Here is an 18080-nt window from a genome sequence, read left to right on the forward strand (position 1 = left end):
TACTCGCGCGAGGTGAGATTTAAAGGCATAGTCTATCATGCGCTTAAGGTGAAGTGCATTCTCACGCGGGAGAGGACATGTCACAGATTGATTTCCGGAAAAAAATAAACTGGCACCGTCGTTTTCGTTCACCGCAGGGTGTCAAAACCGAGCATGAGATCCTGCGCATTTTTGAAAGTGACCGGGGGCGTATTATCAACTCTCCGGCGATTCGTCGTCTGCAACAAAAGACCCAGGTCTTTCCTCTCGAACGAAATGCCGCAGTGCGCACGCGTCTCACGCATTCCCTGGAAGTTCAACAGGTTGGTCGCTATATCGCTAAAGAAGTCTTAAGCCGCCTCAAAGAGATGAAGCTGCTGGAAACATACGGCCTTGATGAGTTAACGGGACCGTTTGAGAGCATTGTCGAAATGTCCTGCCTGATGCATGACATCGGCAACCCGCCGTTCGGCCATTTTGGCGAGGCGGCGATCAATGACTGGTTTCGGCAGCGCTTGCATCCGGGCGATGCGGAAAGTCAGCCGTTAACCGAAGACCGCTGTAGTGTGGCCACGCTCCGTCTGCGTGAGGGGGAAGAGTCGCTTAACGAGCTTCGCCGTAAAGTGCGCCAGGATTTGTGTCATTTTGAAGGGAATGCGCAAGGGATTCGTTTGGTACATACCTTAATGCGAATGAACCTGACCTGGGCGCAGGTTGGCGGGATCTTAAAATATACCCGTCCGGCCTGGTGGCGAGGAGAAACACCCGTAACGCACAATTATTTAATGAAAAAACCTGGCTATTACCTGTCCGAGGAACCGTATATCGCAAGGTTACGTCAGGAACTGGATCTCGCCGTTTACAGTCGCTTTCCATTGACGTGGATAATGGAAGCGGCCGACGACATCTCTTATTGTGTTGCCGATCTGGAGGATGCGGTAGAGAAAAGAATTTTTAGCGTTGAGCAGCTTTATCACCATTTACATGACGCCTGGGGCCATCATGAAAAAGGTTCGCTCTTTGCACTGGTAGTTGAAAATGCCTGGGAAAAATCGCGTTCGAATTCTCTGAGTCGCAGTACCGAAGATCAATTCTTTATGTATTTGCGCGTGAATACGCTTAATAAACTGGTGCCCTACGCCGCACAGCGCTTTATTGATAATTTATCGCAGATATTCGACGGAACCTTTAATCAGGCGTTGCTGGAGGACGGCAGTAATTTCAGCCGCCTGCTGAAGCTATATAAGAATGTGGCGATGAAACATGTGTTTAGCCACCCTGATGTAGAACAGCTTGAATTACAGGGCTATCGGGTGATCAGTGGCTTACTGGAAATCTACCGTCCTTTATTAAGTCTGCCGCTTGCTGACTTCAGTGAACTGGTGGAGAAAGAGCGCCTGGGGCGGCTTCCTATTGAGTCACGCTTATTTCAGAAACTGTCAACGCGTCACCGGCTTGCTTATGTTGAAGTCGTGGGTAAATTAAAGTCAGATTCACCAGAGTATCCTGTGCTGGAATATTATTACCGCTGCCGACTGGTTCAGGATTATATCAGCGGGATGACTGATCTCTATGCATGGGATGAATATCGCCGTCTGATGGCAGTCGAACAATAAGCTGAGTTTTGTAAAGACGGACAATAAATTTTTACCTTTTCCATAAACTTCTGTCCGGAACTTAGCGCTATAAAATGAATCTGACGTACACAGCAATTTTGCGTTATCTGTTAATCGAGATTGAAACACATGAAAAAAACCACATTAGCAATGAGTGCACTGGCTCTGAGTTTAGGTCTGGCGTTGTCCCCACTGTCTGCATCGGCGGCTGAAACGGCATCAGCCACAACCGCACAGCAGATGCCAAGCCTGGCACCGATGCTCGAAAAAGTGATGCCATCGGTGGTCAGCATTAACGTGGAAGGGAGCACGACCGTCAATACGCCGCGTATGCCGCGTAATTTCCAGCAGTTCTTTGGTGATGATTCTCCGTTCTGCCAGGACGGTTCTCCGTTCCAGAGTTCACCTTTCTGCCAGGGCGGCCCGCAGGGTGATAACGGCGGTGGCCAGCAGCAGAAATTTATGGCGCTGGGTTCTGGTGTCATCATTGACGCCGCAAAAGGCTATGTCGTCACCAACAACCACGTTGTGGATAACGCAACGGTGATCAAGGTCCAGTTGAGTGATGGCCGTAAGTTCGATGCGAAGATCGTCGGTAAAGACCCGCGCTCCGATATCGCGCTGATCCAGATTCAGGATCCGAAAAACCTGACGGCGATTAAACTGGCTGATTCCGACGCGCTGCGCGTGGGTGATTACACCGTGGCTATCGGTAACCCCTTTGGTCTGGGCGAGACGGTGACCTCCGGTATTGTCTCTGCGCTGGGTCGTAGCGGCCTGAATGCGCAAAACTATGAAAACTTTATCCAGACTGATGCGGCGATTAACCGGGGTAACTCCGGTGGCGCGCTGGTCAATCTGAACGGCGAACTGATCGGGATTAACACCGCGATCCTCGCACCGGACGGCGGCAACATCGGTATCGGCTTTGCGATCCCCAGCAATATGGTGAAAAACCTGACTTCGCAGATGGTGGAATTTGGTCAGGTGAAACGCGGTGAACTGGGCATCATGGGGACCGAACTGAACTCCGAACTGGCGAAAGCGATGAAAGTCGACGCTCAGCGCGGCGCGTTCGTCAGCCAGGTGATGCCGAATTCGTCTGCATCGAAAGCCGGTATTAAAGCCGGGGATGTGATTACCTCCCTGAACGGTAAACCGATCAGCAGCTTCGCAGCGCTGCGTGCGCAGGTTGGCACCATGCCGGTCGGCAGCAAAATTACTCTCGGCCTGTTGCGTGACGGTAAGCCGGTCAACGTCAATCTGGAACTGCAGCAGAGCAGCCAGAATCAGGTTGACTCCAGCTCTATCTTCAGCGGTATTGAAGGTGCGGAGATGAGCAATAAAGGGCAGGACAAAGGCGTGGTGGTGAACAACGTTAAAGCGAACACCCCGGCAGCGCAGATTGGCCTGAAGAAAGGTGATGTGATTGTCGGTGCTAACCAGCAACCGGTGAAAAACATTGCCGAGCTGCGTAAGATCCTCGACAGCAAACCGTCTGTTCTGGCGCTGAACATTCAGCGTGGCGACAGCACGATTTATCTGCTGATGCAGTAATCCCCTCAAAGCCCCTTCTATACACAGGAAGGGGCTGCTTTTTGTGATACCTGCCACAACTCCATACTTCTCCGTTCTCCTTTGTGCGTTTGCACAATGCCGCTGTTAATTATCTTCCTTATGCTGGAGCTCTGCTCACAGGAGGGGTTTATGGCTGGCTGGCATCTTGATACCGAAATGGCGCAGGATATCGTGGGGCGCACGATGCGCATTATTGATACCAATATCAACGTAATGGATGCCCGTGGACGGATCATCGGTAGTGGCGATCGCGAGCGTATTGGTGAATTGCACGAAGGCGCGCTGTTAGTTCTCTCACAAGGGCGCGTGGTCGATATTGATGACGCGGTTGCGCGCCATCTGCACGGCGTTCGCCAGGGGATCAACCTGCCGCTGCGCCTGGAAGGGGAGATCGTGGGGGTGATCGGCCTGACTGGCGAGCCTGAGTATCTGCGCAAATATGGCGAACTGGTCTGTATGACGGCGGAGATGATGCTTGAACAGTCGCGCCTGATGCATTTGCTGGCCCAGGACAGCCGCCTGCGTGAAGAGTTAGTCATGAATCTGATCCAGGCGGAAGAAAATACGCCAGCGCTCACCGAATGGGCGCAACGTTTGGGGATAGACCTTAACCAGCCGCGCGTGGTGGCGGTGGTGGAAGTGGACAGCGGGCAACTCGGGGTGGACAGCGCGATGGCGGAGTTGCAGCAGTTACAGAACGCGTTGACTACACCGGAGCGTAATAACCTGATTGCCATCGTTTCGCTGACCGAAATGGTGGTGCTCAAGCCCGCGCTGAATTCGTTTGGCCGCTGGGATGCCGAAGATCACCGCAAGCGCATTGAACAGTTGATTGCCCGCATGAAAGAGAACGGTCAACTCCGTTTTCGCGTTGCGCTGGGCAACTATTTTACCGGTCCGGGGAGTATCGCCCGTTCATACCGTACGGCACGAACCACGATGATGGTGGGTAAACAGCGAATGCCGGAAAACCGGAGCTACTTTTATCAGGATCTGATGTTGCCGGTACTGCTCGACAGTTTGCGTGGTGGCTGGCAGGCCAATGAACTGGCGCGACCGCTGGCACGGTTGAAAGCGATGGATAACAACGGCTTATTGCGCCGCACGCTGACGGCATGGTTCCGTCACAACGTCCAGCCGCTGGCGACCTCAAAGGCGCTGTTTATCCATCGCAATACGCTGGAATACCGACTGAATCGCATTTCAGAATTGACCGGGCTGGATTTGGGTAACTTCGATGACAGGCTGTTGCTGTATGTGGCGTTGCAACTGGATGAGCAACGTTGATTAATTGCCTGATAGCGCTACGCTTATCAGGCCTACGAGGATGTACCTGTAGGCCGGATAAGGCGTATGACGCCGCCATCCGGCAATAACCTGCTTATTTACGCGTCAGTTTTTCCAGATCGGCTTCAATCTCAGTGATCTTATTCGCCACCACGCTTTCCAGATGACGTAAATCATCGAGGATCTTCCGTTTCAGATCGACCTCTGTGCGATCGCGCTGGCAGATCTGATCGAGCTCGTCGATCACATAGCGCAGGTTAGGACTAATCTCCTGCACCTCTTTGTAGCCCTGGCCAACGCCATCGGCGACCACGGTTTTACGCTGGCGGGGATATTTGAACTTGACGCTTTTGGCAAAGAACTCACCTTTATCCTTCTGGAAATAGATTTTCAGGATATCGTTGTTGGCTTCTTGCCGTAGACTGTAACGATCGATTTCTTCAGGATTAGTAATGCCCAGACTTTTCAGATTGTCATACATAGCGGTACCCTTAAGCTCACTATAACTATTGAATAATTAACGAAAAGCCCTGTTTCTGCCACTCGCAGAGATAAAAAAAGCGGGATAAACCCGCTTTTTTGAATTGCCGTTAGTCGATGGTCCGCAATAACTCGTTAATGCCAACCTTGCCACGCGTTTTGGCGTCAACTTTTTTCACAATCACCGCACAGTACAGGCTGTACTTGCCATCTTTCGACGGCAGGTTGCCGGAAACGACAACGGAGCCTGCCGGTACGCGTCCGTAATGCACTTCACCGGTCTCACGGTCGTAAATACGGGTGCTTTGCCCAATATAAACGCCCATTGAGATCACCGAGCCTTCTTCGACAATCACGCCTTCCACCACTTCAGAACGCGCGCCGATAAAACAGTTGTCTTCGATGATGGTTGGGTTTGCCTGCAGCGGCTCCAGTACGCCACCGATACCGACGCCGCCGGACAGGTGAACGTTTTTACCGATCTGCGCGCAGGAACCGACGGTGGCCCAGGTATCGACCATTGTGCCTTCATCAACGTAAGCGCCAATGTTGACATAGGACGGCATCAGCACGGTGTTACGGGCGATAAACGCACCCTGACGAACTGCCGCAGGCGGAACCACGCGGAAACCTTCTTTCTGGAAACGCGCTTCGTCGTAGCCGGCGAATTTCATCGGCACTTTATCGAAGTAGCGGCTTTCCGCGCCATCGATCACCTGGTTATCGTTGATACGGAAAGAGAGCAGAACCGCTTTCTTCAACCACTGGTGAGTCACCCACTGACCGTTTACCTTTTCTGCCACGCGCAGCGCGCCGGAATCCAGCAGGGAAATCACCTGATTCACCGCTTCACGGGTCACGGTATCCACATTGGCCGGAGTAATGTCGGCACGGCGCTCAAAAGCGGTCTCAATAACGTTCTGTAACTGCTGCATTGTTAAACTCTTTCCCTAATAAATAAACACACTACCCTTTATCGTTTGGATTGAGGGCCTCTGTCAACCGTTGATGCACTTCCTGCTGCAGCGCATTATTAAGGGCACGCCGGTCCGCCGTCGCGATTATGAATAAATCTTCTACTCGCTCACCAATGGTTGTAATTCGGGCGCCATGAAGCGAAATTCCGAGATCGGCAAAAATTTGCCCGACCCGCGCCAGCAGTCCAGGCTGATCGAGCGCGATAAGCTCAAGGAATGATTTACGGTCGGTATGCGTGGGTAGAAACGTGACTTCGGTATCGACGGTAAAATGGCGCAGTTTTGCTGGTTGTCGACGTGGCTGCGGCGGTTGCCAACGGCGCTGGGTGATCGCCTGCTCCAGACCAAAACGGATGGCTTCATGCCGGTCTGATGACAACGGACTGCCGTCTGGCTCCAGCACGATAAATGTATCCATCGCCATCCCATCGCGGGTGGTGAAGATCTGCGCGTCGTGAACGCTCAGATTTCGACGGTCCAGTTCGGCGCAAACCGCGGCAAACAGATACGGGCGGTCCGGGCTCCAGATGAAAATCTCCGTTCCACCACGTGTCGCCTGCGGACTGAGCAGAATGAGCGGTTTACTGAGATCGTGTTGCAGCAGATGACGCGCATGCCAGGCCAGTTGATTTGGGCTGTGGCGGACAAAATAGTTGGCGCGACAGCGCGACCAGATATGGTGCAGCGCTTCTTCATCAATATTGTCCATTCGCAGCAACGCCAGCGCCTGTAACTGGTGATGACGCACGCGCTCGCGCATATCCGGGGTGTTTTGCATTCCCCGACGCAACTGTTTTTCGGTGGCGAAATACAGCTCGCGCAGCAGGCTCTGCTTCCAGCTATTCCACAGCGTTTCGTTGGTGGCGCAAATATCCGCGACCGTCAGGCAGACCAGGAAGCGCAGGCGATGCTCGGTTTGTACCTCTTCTGCAAACTGTTTAATGACTTCGGGATCCTGAATATCACGACGCTGGGCGGTTACCGACATCAGCAGATGCTGGCGAACCAGCCAGGCGATCAGTTGTGTTTCGCGTGAGTTCAGCCCGTGCAGTTCGGCGAATTTGAGCACGTCCTGCGCGCCCAGCACCGAGTGGTCACCGCCGCGCCCTTTGGCAATATCATGGAACAGCGCGGCGATGAAAATCAGTTCGGGCTGCCGCAGGCGTGGCCAGAGATCCACGCACAGCGGGTGGCGCTGACGGGTCTCTTCTTTGGCAAAACTTTCCAGCTTCAGCATCACGCGAATCGTGTGCTCGTCCACCGTATAAGCATGGAACAGGTCAAACTGCATCTGGCCGACAATGCGAGACCATTGCGGCATATAGGCCCACAGCACGCTGTGGCGGTGCATTGGCAGCAGACCACGGCTGACTGCGCCCGGGTGACGCAGCATACTGAGAAACAGTGAGCGCGCCTCCGGGATATAGCACAATGGTTGATTCAGATGACGGCGCGCGTGGCGCAGATGGCGCAGGGTTGTTGAATAGATCCCGGTGATCGCGCTGTTGCGCACCATGATGTAGAACATGCGCAGGATCGCCTCCGGTTCGCGGATAAACAGATCGTCCTGACGCAGATCGATCAGCGTGCCGCGTAACTGAAAGTCGTCATCAACAGGACGCGGTTTTTCGTCGGCAGAGAGTGCGAGGATGGCTTCGTCAAATAACTGGAGCAGCATCTGGTTGAGTTCTGTGACGCGGCGAGTGACCCGAAAGTAATCTTTCATCATCTGCTCAACCGGCTCATTACCTTCGCCACGGTAATTAAGGCGCTGAGCGACGCTCAACTGGCGATCAAACAGCAGGCGGTTATCGTAACGGCTAACCACTAAATGCAGCGCAAAACGGATGCGCCACAGAATGTGCAGACACTCGTTGAGTTCAGCGCGTTCCGCCTGGGTCAAAAAGCCGAAACCTACCATTTCGTCGAGCGACGTTGCGCCGAAATGACGACGGGCGACCCACTGTAGCGTGTGGATGTCGCGCAGGCCGCCGGGACTGCTTTTGATATCCGGTTCGAGGTTATAGCTGGTGCTGTGATAGCGCTGGTGGCGCTGATTCTGCTCTTCCACTTTAGCGGCGTAAAACTTATCGGACGGCCAGAAACCTTCGCTGAAGATATGTTTTTGCAATTCCAGAAAAAGGGCCACGTCGCCAATCAACAGGCGAGTTTCAATCAGGTTGGTGGCGACGGTTAAATCCGATAACCCTTCCAGCAGGCACTCTTCCAGCGTTCGCACGCTGTGCCCGACCTCCAGTTTGACGTCCCATAACAACGTCAGCAGTTCACCGACCTTTTGCGCCTGTTCATCCGGCAATTTTTTGCGGCTTAAGATAAGCAGATCGATGTCGGAGAGCGGATGCAACTCGCCGCGCCCGTATCCGCCAACGGCAACCAGCGCCAGATCGGCGATTTGTCCGAAACCGGCGTCAATCCACAGGCGTTGCAGTAACTGGTCGATAAATTCAGTACGCGCTTCGATGAGCTGCTCGGCGGAAATACCGCTGTCGAAGGCATCACCCAGCCACTGCTGGAATGTATCGATGTGGGTCTTGATACCCGTGACAGTGAGGTCGTCGCGTGGCCAGGCCCCCGGGTTCTGCGGTTGGCCGGGAAGGGTGGGAAGTGCTGTATTCGCGTGCTGTTCAGGAAGAGTATTCATTATGCGCCACCCATTAAAAAAGCCGGATGGCGGCGAAAGCGCCTTATCCGGCCTACGGGATAGAGCAATTTGTAGGCCTGATAAGCGCCAGCGCCATCAGGCGAAAAATTATTCGCCGTGCGTGAGTACCGCCGGGATGGAGTCATCCTTGCGTAACGTCAGAATTTCACAGCCGTTTTCGGTCACCACAATAGTATGCTCGTATTGCGCAGACAAGCTTCTGTCTTTGGTTTTTACCGTCCAGCCGTCTTTCATGGTGCGGATACGGTAATCACCGGCATTCAGCATGGGCTCAATGGTAAACGTCATCCCCGGTTGCAGCACCACGCCGCCGTCGTCCGCATCATAGTGCAGCACCTGCGGTTCTTCGTGGAAGCCGCGGCCAATGCCGTGCCCACAATACTCACGTACCACGGAGAAACCTTCGCCTTCGGCATATTTCTGAATGGCCGCGCCAAGCGTGCGCAGACGAATGCCCGGTTTTACCATACGCAGCGCCAGATAGAGGCTTTCCTGCGTGACGCGACACAGACGCTCGCCCAGAATGGTCGGTTTACCGACGATAAACATTTTCGACGTATCGCCGTGGTAATCGTCTTTGATCACGGTGACGTCGATATTCACGATATCGCCATCTTTCAGATGTTTGGCATCATCCGGAATCCCGTGGCACACCACTTCATTAATCGAGATACAAACGGATTTTGGATAACCGTGATAGCCGAGGCAGGCGGAGATCGCGTGTTGTTCGTTAACAATGTAGTCGTTACAGATGCGATCCAGTTCACCCGTGCTGACGCCAGGTTTGATATACGGTTCGATCATTTCCAGCACTTCTGCGGCAAGACGACCGGCGACGCGCATTTTTTCGATTTCTTCAGGGGTCTTGATTGAGATAGCCATGAATTCTGTCCATCAGTGTCGATAATTTCGACAATAATTGTGTAAGTGCTGTCAATGGTAACAGTCAGGGGTGTACCCTGCCAAATTGAGAATCATTCTGAACTTCGCCTTTCGTGCCACAAGCGCGTTGGCTACATTTTTTCACCCCAGTCACTTACTGGTCGTAAGCTCCCGGGGATTCAAAAATTTGCCGCCTGTCTGTAACACGAAATGCATTGTTCAATCCAGAACCGACCGTCAACAATTATTGGTGTCCACGGCGTATTTGTGGTATAAAGCGCGCCGGACTTACGTTCCATTTCGTATGCACAGAATGGACGGAAGCGACATACACACAATCATTCATGATGCGTCGCGGCGGCAAAGCAGCGAATCGCCAGGAGCTTACTGAAGTAAGTGACTGGTGTGAGCAGATGAAGCCAACAACGAGGCAGCGTGAAGGATACAGTGTATTAATCTCACATTGTGTAACAACACACACGTATCGGCACATATTCCGGGGTGCCCTTTGGGGTCGGTAATATGGGATACGTGGAGGCATAACCCCAACTTAATCTATAGAGGTTTTAAATCATGGCAACTGTTTCCATGCGCGACATGCTCAAGGCTGGTGTTCACTTTGGTCACCAGACCCGTTACTGGAACCCGAAAATGAAGCCGTTCATCTTCGGTGCGCGTAACAAAGTTCACATCATCAACCTTGAGAAAACGGTACCGATGTTCAACGAAGCGCTGGCTGAGCTGAACAAGATTGCTTCTCGCAAAGGTAAAATCCTTTTCGTTGGTACTAAACGCGCTGCAAGCGAAGCGGTGAAAGACGCTGCTAACAGCTGCGACCAGTTCTTCGTGAACCATCGCTGGCTGGGCGGTATGCTGACTAACTGGAAAACCGTTCGTCAGTCCATCAAACGTCTGAAAGACCTGGAAACTCAGTCTCAGGACGGTACTTTCGAAAAGCTGACCAAGAAAGAAGCGCTGATGCGTACGCGTGAGCTTGAGAAACTGGAAAACAGCCTGGGCGGTATCAAAGACATGGGCGGTCTGCCGGACGCTCTGTTCGTAATCGATGCTGACCACGAGCACATTGCTATCAAAGAAGCAAACAACCTGGGTATTCCGGTATTTGCTATCGTTGATACCAACTCTGATCCGGACGGTGTTGACTTCGTTATCCCGGGTAACGACGACGCAATCCGTGCTGTTAGCCTGTACCTGGGCGCTGTCGCTGCAACCGTTCGTGAAGGCCGTTCTCAGGATCTGGCTTCCCAGGCGGAAGAAAGCTTCGTAGAAGCTGAATAATAAGGCTTGATAACTTCCCTGAGATAGTTCGAGTTGCAGGAAGGCGGCAAGCTCGAGAATTCCCGGGAGCTTACATGAGTAAGTGACCGGGATGAGCGAGCGAAGACAACGCATCTGCGGCTCGGAATATGAAGGGGAAGAGCCCTTATAAACCAGGTAGTATCATGTTTGGTTAGGGGGCCTGTATATGGCCCCCTTTTTCACTTTTAAATCTGTGCGGTTAATGGCCGGGCAGATCAAATCTTCCGAGGATTTTAGAATGGCTGAAATTACCGCATCCCTGGTAAAAGAGCTGCGTGAGCGTACTGGCGCAGGCATGATGGATTGCAAAAAAGCACTGACTGAAGCTAATGGCGACATCGAGCTGGCAATTGAAAACATGCGTAAGTCCGGTGCTATCAAAGCAGCGAAAAAAGCAGGCAACGTTGCTGCTGACGGCGTTATCAAAACCAAAATCGACGGCAACATTGCGTTCATTCTGGAAGTTAACTGCCAGACTGACTTCGTGGCTAAAGACGGTGGTTTCCAGGCATTTGCTGACAAAGTGCTGGACGCTGCAGTTGCTGGCAAAATCACTGATGTTGAAGTGCTGAAAGCGCAGTTCGAAGAAGAGCGCGTTGCGCTGGTTGCGAAAATCGGTGAGAACATCAACATCCGCCGTATCGCTTCCCTGGAAGGCGACGTTCTGGGTAGCTACCAGCACGGTGCGCGCATCGGTGTTCTGGTTGCCGCTAAAGGCGCTGATGAAGAGCTGGTTAAACAACTGGCAATGCATGTTGCTGCAAGCAAGCCTGAATTCGTTAAGCCGGAAGACGTGTCTGCTGAAGTGGTAGAGAAAGAATACCAGGTTCAGCTGGATATCGCGATGCAGTCTGGTAAGCCGAAAGAAATCGCAGAGAAAATGGTTGAAGGCCGCATGAAGAAATTCACCGGCGAAGTTTCTCTGACTGGCCAGCCTTTCGTTATGGATCCGAGCAAGTCTGTTGGTCAGTTGCTGAAAGAGCACAACGCTGACGTGACTGGCTTCATCCGCTTCGAAGTGGGCGAAGGCATCGAGAAAGTTGAGACTGACTTTGCAGCAGAAGTTGCTGCGATGTCCAAGCAGTCTTAATTGTCGAAAAGGAGCCGCCTGAGGGCGGCTTCTTTTTGTCACCCGTCACGCAAAATCAGTATGGCTCTTATTTCGCTGTACTGAGAAGCGACATATCATTGTCGCCAGAATTTACCCCCATTTTAAATCGTTGACAGTCTCAGGAAAGAAACATGGCTACCAATGCAAAACCCGTCTATAAACGTATTCTGCTTAAGTTAAGTGGCGAAGCTCTGCAGGGTTCGGAAGGCTTCGGTATTGACGCAAGCATACTGGATCGTATGGCTCAGGAGATCAAAGAACTGGTTGAACTGGGTATTCAGGTTGGTGTGGTGATTGGTGGCGGTAATTTATTCCGAGGTGCTGGTCTGGCGAAAGCGGGTATGAACCGCGTTGTGGGCGACCACATGGGCATGCTGGCCACCGTGATGAACGGACTGGCGATGCGCGATGCGCTTCACCGCGCCTATGTGAACGCCCGCCTGATGTCCGCTATTCCACTGAATGGCGTATGCGACAACTACAGTTGGGCAGAGGCCATTAGCCTGCTGCGTAATAACCGCGTGGTTATCCTCTCTGCGGGTACGGGTAATCCTTTCTTCACGACCGATTCTGCCGCCTGTCTGCGCGGTATTGAAATCGAAGCCGATGTGGTGCTGAAAGCGACGAAAGTTGATGGCGTCTTTACCGCCGATCCGGCGAAAGATCCTTCTGCGACCATGTACGAGCAGTTGACCTACAATGAAGTGCTGGATAAAGAACTGAAAGTGATGGATTTGGCCGCGTTTACGCTGGCTCGTGACCATAAACTGCCGATTCGCGTCTTTAACATGAACAAACCCGGCGCGCTGCGTCGCGTCGTCATGGGTGAAAAAGAAGGCACATTAATTACGGAATAATTCCCGTATTGGCCAATTCCGGGTAAGATTTGCCTTTACCCGGCGGGACTTTTATATCCTGTGTCATAAATTAAACGAGACTATACTGAGCACATTCTGAATACACAAAGTCATTCATGCTGCGTCAAGGCGACAAGAGCGTGAATCTCCAGGAGCGTACCTGAGTACGTGACTGGAGTGAACGCTTGCAGTCAACGCAGAGGCAGCTTGAAGGATGAAGTGTATTGTGTGCTGTCTGGTCTGACTGAGACTAGTATCCAAGGATTCGTAACGTGATTAGCGATATCAGAAAAGATGCCGAAGTACGCATGGAAAAATGCGTCGAAGCGTTCAAAAACCAAATCAGCAAAATACGCACGGGTCGTGCTTCTCCCAGCCTGCTGGATGGCATTGTCGTGGAATATTACGGCACGCCTACGCCGCTGCGTCAGCTGGCAAGCGTAACAGTAGAAGATTCCCGTACCCTGAAAATCAACGTGTTTGATCGTTCTATGAGCCCGGCCGTTGAGAAAGCGATTATGGCATCTGACCTCGGCCTGAACCCGAGCTCTGCAGGCAGTGATATTCGCGTTCCGCTGCCGCCGCTGACGGAAGAGCGTCGTAAAGATCTGACGAAAATCGTTCGTGGTGAAGCTGAGCAAGCGCGTGTTGCCGTTCGTAACGTTCGTCGTGATGCGAATGACAAAGTGAAAGCGCTGCTGAAAGATAAAGAGATCAGCGAAGATGACGATCGCCGTTCTCAGGATGACGTACAGAAAATGACCGATGCAGCCATCAAGAAAGTGGATGCGGCACTGGCAGATAAAGAAGCAGAACTGATGCAGTTCTGATTCTCCTGTACGCGTGAAACGCCGCTCAGAAGATCGTTTAGGATCGGCTGGCGGCGTTTTGCTTTTTACCTGTCTCATTTTTCGGACGTTTCATGAAGCAACTAACCATTCTGGGCTCGACCGGCTCTATAGGTTGCAGCACGCTGGACGTGGTGCGCCATAATCCTGAACACTTTCGCGTGATCGCGCTGGTGGCAGGAAAAAATGTCACCCGTATGGTGGAGCAGTGTCTTGAGTTTACCCCGCGTTATGCCGTGATGGATGATGAGTCCAGCGCAAACCTTCTTAAGGCGACGCTGAAACAGCAGGGTTGTCAGACAGAGGTGCTCAGTGGGCAACAGGCTGCCTGTGATATGGCCGCGCTTGCAGAGGTCGATCAGGTTATGGCCGCTATCGTGGGCGCAGCCGGTCTCCTGCCAACGCTTGCCGCGATTCGTGCGGGAAAAACTATTCTACTGGCAAACAAAGAATCACTGGTGACCTGTGGACGCCTGTTCATGGATGCGGTGAAACAGAGTAACGCGCGACTTTTACCGGTAGACAGCGAACACAACGCGATTTTTCAGAGTATGCCCCAACCCATTCAACACAATCTGGGATACGCTGACCTGGAGCAGAATGGCGTGATGTCCGTTTTGCTCACCGGGTCTGGTGGCCCGTTTCGGGAAACGCCGCTGCATGAACTGGTGTCAATGACGCCCGATCAGGCATGCCGTCACCCAAACTGGTCGATGGGGCGTAAGATTTCCGTCGATTCTGCCACCATGATGAACAAAGGTCTGGAATACATTGAAGCGCGTTGGTTGTTTAACGCCAGTGCCCGCCAGATGGAAGTGCTGATTCATCCGCAGTCGGTGATTCACTCAATGGTGCGTTATCAGGACGGCAGCGTTCTGGCGCAACTGGGAGAACCGGATATGCGCACGCCTATCGCTCACACGATGGCCTGGCCGAATCGCGTGACCTCTGGCGTGGAGCCGCTCGATTTCTGCAAACTCAGTGCGTTGACGTTCAGTGCGCCGGATTATCAACGTTATCCTTGCCTGAAGCTGGCGATGGATGCGTTTGAGCAGGGGCAGGCGGCGACAACCGCGCTGAATGCAGCGAATGAAATTGTTGTTGCTGCATTTCTTGCTGAAGAAATTCGCTTTACCGATATCGCCGCTCTCAATTTAGCGGTACTTGATCAGATGGATTTGCAGGAGCCCCAGAGCGTTGAAGACGTTCTGAGGGTGGATGCCATTGCGCGAGAAGTCGCCAGAAAACAAGTGATGCGACTCTCAAGCTGAGGATAATCCTGCTACAGAAGATCGTGCTATTTGTTAGCGTTGTGCTTCGGTGATATAGTCTGCGCCACCTGATCGCATGTATTTGGCTTTTTGGGTCAGGTAAGCCGTGGTTTGACACGGCTTTTTTGTGTAAAGGCTTCAGTATTCCTGAGTACCGCTAAATCCTTTCAGGGACTATAAAACGCGTTATGTTGTCAGCAACTCAACCAGTAAGCGAAAATTTGCCAGCACATGGCTGTCGTCATGTCGCGATCATTATGGATGGCAATGGTCGCTGGGCGAAAAAGCAAGGGAAGATTCGCGCGTTCGGGCACAAGGCCGGAGCGAAATCCGTCCGCCGGGCGGTCTCCTTTGCTGCCAACAATGGTATTGATGCGTTAACGCTGTATGCCTTTAGTAGTGAAAACTGGAACCGGCCAGCGCAGGAAGTCAGCGCGTTGATGGAATTGTTTGTGTGGGCGCTGGATAGCGAAGTGAAAAGCCTGCACCGCCATAACGTCCGCCTGCGCATTATTGGCGATACCAGCCGATTTAACTCACGTTTGCAAGAACGTATTCGTAAGTCAGAAGCGCTTACCGCCCAGAATACCGGGCTGACGTTGAATATTGCAGCGAATTACGGCGGACGTTGGGATATCGTCCAGGGAGTCAGACAACTGGCAGAACAGGTGCAGCAAGGTATACTGCGCCCTGACCAGATTGATGAAGACATGCTCAACCAACAAATCTGTATGCATGAGTTGGCTCCGGTGGATTTAGTAATAAGGACAGGGGGAGAGCATCGAATAAGTAACTTTTTGCTTTGGCAAATTGCCTATGCCGAACTTTACTTTACAGATGTTCTTTGGCCCGATTTCGATGAACAAGACTTTGAAGGTGCGCTGCATGCCTTTGCTAATCGAGAGCGTCGTTTCGGCGGCACCGAGCCCGGTGATGAAAAAGCCTGATGGGGGTCGCTTTTGCTGAAGTATCGCCTGATTTCTGCTTTTGTTTTAATTCCCGTGGTCATCGCGGCTCTGTTTTTATTGCCGCCGGTGGGGTTCGCCATTGTGACGCTGGTTGTCTGTATGCTGGCCGCGTGGGAATGGGGACAGTTAAGTGGTTTTGCTACTCGCACGCAACGCGTATGGCTGGCGGTTTTGTGCGGGCTTTTGCTTGCACTCATGCTGTTTTTACTGCCGGAATATCATCATAATATTCATCAGCCCCTTGTCGAGGTTTCGCTCTGGGCATCGTTAGGCTGGTGGATTGTCGCGTTACTGCTGGTGTTTTTTTATCCCGGCTCGGCGGCAATTTGGCGTAACTCGAAGACATTGCGCATAATTTTTGGCGTGTTAACCATTATTCCCTTCTTTTGGGGAATGCTGGCATTGCGCGCCTGGCACTATGACGAGAATCATTACAGTGGCGCAATATGGCTGCTCTATGTCATGATCCTGGTCTGGGGGGCAGACTCCGGAGCGTACATGTTTGGCAAACTGTTTGGCAAACATAAACTGGCACCAAAAGTCTCGCCAGGTAAAACCTGGCAGGGTTTTTTTGGCGGGCTCGCGACGGCGGCTGTTATCTCCTGGGGGTACGGCATGTGGGTGAATCTGGATGTTGCGCCTGTCACCTTATTAATCTGTTCTATTGTTGCAGCCCTCGCCTCTGTACTGGGCGATCTGACTGAGAGCATGTTTAAGCGTGAAGCAGGAATTAAAGACAGCGGTCATTTGATTCCAGGACACGGTGGCATTCTGGACCGTATTGACAGCCTGACGGCGGCAGTACCGGTCTTTGCTTGTCTGTTGTTACTGGTATTCAAGACGCTATAACGGAAGGTTTTATGCTGAGTATTCTCTGGAATCTGGCTGCATTCATCGTCGCACTGGGTGTGCTTATCACCGTGCATGAATTTGGTCATTTCTGGGTTGCCCGGCGCTGTGGTGTCCGCGTAGAGCGCTTTTCCATTGGCTTTGGTAAAGCGCTCTGGCGCCGTACTGATAAGGCGGGCACCGAATATGTCATCGCTCTTATTCCTCTGGGCGGCTATGTCAAAATGCTGGATGAACGCGCTGAACCGGTAATACCGGAGCTGCGTCACCACGCTTTCAATAATAAATCCGTGGGGCAACGCGCCGCGATTATTGCCGCGGGTCCAGTTGCAAACTTTCTCTTCGCTATCTTTGCCTATTGGCTGGTGTTTATCATCGGTGTCCCTGGCGTTCGTCCGGTGGTTGGTGAAATAACACCCAACTCGATTGCCGCTCAGGCGCAAATTATTCCAGGCACGGAACTTAAAGCCGTTGATGGCATCGAAACCCCTGATTGGGATGCTGTGCGCTTACAACTGGTCTCCAAAATTGGTGATGAGCAAACTACAATCAGCGTGGCGCCTTTCGGCAGCAATCAGCGGCAGGAAAAAACGCTGGATTTGCGGCAGTGGGCATTTGAGCCTGATAAAGAAGATCCTGTATCTTCTTTAGGGATTCGGCCGCGTGGACCACAGATTGAACCGGTGTTATCTGAAGTCCAGGCGCAGTCCGCCGCAAGTAAGGCGGGTTTGCAAGCTGGCGACAGGATCGTTAAAGTCGATGGTCAACCGCTAACGCAATGGATGACGTTCGTGACCCTTGTGCGCGATAATCCAGGCAAATCGTTAGCGCTGGAAATTGAAAGACAGGGGAGTACCCTGTCGCTGACGTTAATTCCGGATTCGAAATCGAGTAACGGGAAGGCAGAGGGGTTTGCTGGCGTAGTGCCAAAAGTTATACCTTTGCCGGATGAGTACAAGACAGTACGCCAGTATGGGCCGTTTAGCGCCATTGCACAGGCCACGGATAAAACGTGGCAGTTGATGAAGCTGACGGTCAGTATGCTGGGAAAATTGATAACCGGTGATGTGAAACTGAACAACCTCAGTGGGCCGATTTCTATCGCTCAGGGGGCTGGGATGTCAGCGGAGTTCGGGGTGATTTATTACCTGATGTTCCTTGCGCTTATTAGCGTGAACTTAGGGATAATCAACCTGTTTCCGTTGCCCGTTCTTGACGGGGGGCATCTGCTGTTCCTGGCGATTGAAAAGCTTAAGGGCGGGCCGGTATCCGAGCGGGTTCAAGACTTTAGTTATCGCATTGGCTCGATTTTGCTGGTGCTGTTAATGGGGCTTGCACTTTTCAATGATTTCTCTCGGTTGTAAGAGAGTTAGT

The 18080-nt window shown here is 52.4% G+C and carries 15 protein-coding genes; 11 read left to right on the forward strand and 4 right to left on the reverse strand.

Annotated elements, in window-relative coordinates; genetic code table 11:
- Window positions 1–77: 77 nt before the first annotated feature.
- The 3 genes from dgt (at window position 78) to cdaR (ending at window position 4460) form a co-directional block, all read left to right on the forward strand.
- Entirely contained in the window at window positions 78–1595 is a 1518-nt protein-coding gene (dgt, locus tag WB371_RS02650; RefSeq protein ID WP_336218569.1) for a dGTPase, read from the forward strand.
- 129 nt (window positions 1596–1724) lie between these two features.
- A complete protein-coding gene (degP, locus tag WB371_RS02655; protein WP_336218570.1) occupies window positions 1725–3152 on the forward strand; it encodes a serine endoprotease DegP in 1428 nt (475 codons plus the stop codon).
- A gap of 150 nt (window positions 3153–3302) precedes the next feature.
- Complete coding sequence (gene cdaR / locus WB371_RS02660) at window positions 3303–4460, forward strand: DNA-binding transcriptional regulator CdaR (RefSeq protein ID WP_336218571.1); 1158 nt, start codon at window positions 3303–3305, stop codon at window positions 4458–4460.
- 94 nt (window positions 4461–4554) lie between these two features.
- Here the strand turns inward: cdaR and WB371_RS02665 are convergent, their stop codons facing one another.
- The 4 genes from WB371_RS02665 to map form a co-directional block, all read right to left on the reverse strand.
- Complete coding sequence (locus tag WB371_RS02665; protein WP_042997870.1) at window positions 4555–4941, reverse strand: DUF3461 family protein; 387 nt, start codon at window positions 4939–4941, stop codon at window positions 4555–4557.
- A 109-nt stretch (window positions 4942–5050) separates the two neighbouring features.
- The gene (gene dapD / locus WB371_RS02670; protein WP_336218572.1) at window positions 5051–5875 is read right to left on the reverse strand and encodes a 2,3,4,5-tetrahydropyridine-2,6-dicarboxylate N-succinyltransferase; all 825 of its coding nucleotides are present in this window, start codon (window positions 5873–5875) and stop codon (window positions 5051–5053) included.
- Window positions 5876–5906: 31 nt separating this feature from the next.
- The gene (gene glnD, locus WB371_RS02675) at window positions 5907–8579 is read right to left on the reverse strand and encodes a bifunctional uridylyltransferase/uridylyl-removing protein GlnD (RefSeq protein ID WP_336218573.1); all 2673 of its coding nucleotides are present in this window, start codon (window positions 8577–8579) and stop codon (window positions 5907–5909) included.
- A 108-nt stretch (window positions 8580–8687) separates the two neighbouring features.
- Window positions 8688–9482, reverse strand: coding sequence for a type I methionyl aminopeptidase (gene map / locus WB371_RS02680; RefSeq protein ID WP_336218574.1), 795 nt, complete (start codon window positions 9480–9482; stop codon window positions 8688–8690).
- Between the two features lie 573 nt (window positions 9483–10055).
- Here map and rpsB point away from each other — a divergent pair.
- From rpsB to rseP, 8 genes are all read left to right on the forward strand, one after another.
- The gene (gene rpsB / locus WB371_RS02685; RefSeq protein ID WP_012133990.1) at window positions 10056–10781 is read left to right on the forward strand and encodes a 30S ribosomal protein S2; all 726 of its coding nucleotides are present in this window, start codon (window positions 10056–10058) and stop codon (window positions 10779–10781) included.
- 259 nt (window positions 10782–11040) lie between these two features.
- Window positions 11041–11892, forward strand: a complete 852-nt coding sequence (gene tsf, locus WB371_RS02690; protein WP_336218575.1) for a translation elongation factor Ts — start codon at window positions 11041–11043, stop codon at window positions 11890–11892.
- A gap of 152 nt (window positions 11893–12044) precedes the next feature.
- A complete protein-coding gene (gene pyrH, locus WB371_RS02695; protein WP_042323694.1) occupies window positions 12045–12770 on the forward strand; it encodes a UMP kinase in 726 nt (241 codons plus the stop codon).
- Between the two features lie 272 nt (window positions 12771–13042).
- Entirely contained in the window at window positions 13043–13600 is a 558-nt protein-coding gene (frr, locus tag WB371_RS02700; RefSeq protein ID WP_042323692.1) for a ribosome recycling factor, read from the forward strand.
- Window positions 13601–13692: 92 nt separating this feature from the next.
- Window positions 13693–14889 carry a 1-deoxy-D-xylulose-5-phosphate reductoisomerase gene (ispC, locus tag WB371_RS02705; RefSeq protein ID WP_336218576.1) on the forward strand — a complete coding sequence of 399 codons (1197 nt, stop codon included), beginning with the start codon at window positions 13693–13695 and terminating at the stop codon, window positions 14887–14889.
- 188 nt (window positions 14890–15077) lie between these two features.
- On the forward strand, window positions 15078–15836 hold the full coding sequence (gene ispU, locus WB371_RS02710) for a (2E,6E)-farnesyl-diphosphate-specific ditrans,polycis-undecaprenyl-diphosphate synthase (protein WP_336218577.1): 759 nt from the start codon (window positions 15078–15080) through the stop codon (window positions 15834–15836).
- Between the two features lie 12 nt (window positions 15837–15848).
- Window positions 15849–16706, forward strand: coding sequence for a phosphatidate cytidylyltransferase (gene cdsA / locus WB371_RS02715; RefSeq protein WP_336218578.1), 858 nt, complete (start codon window positions 15849–15851; stop codon window positions 16704–16706).
- An 11-nt stretch (window positions 16707–16717) separates the two neighbouring features.
- Window positions 16718–18070: a sigma E protease regulator RseP gene (gene rseP / locus WB371_RS02720; RefSeq protein ID WP_336218579.1), complete on the forward strand. Its 1353-nt coding sequence runs from the start codon at window positions 16718–16720 to the stop codon at window positions 18068–18070.
- Window positions 18071–18080 lie beyond the last annotated feature (10 nt).

Source organism: Citrobacter amalonaticus (genome assembly GCF_037053465.1).
GTDB lineage: Bacteria > Pseudomonadota > Gammaproteobacteria > Enterobacterales > Enterobacteriaceae > Citrobacter_A > Citrobacter_A amalonaticus_H.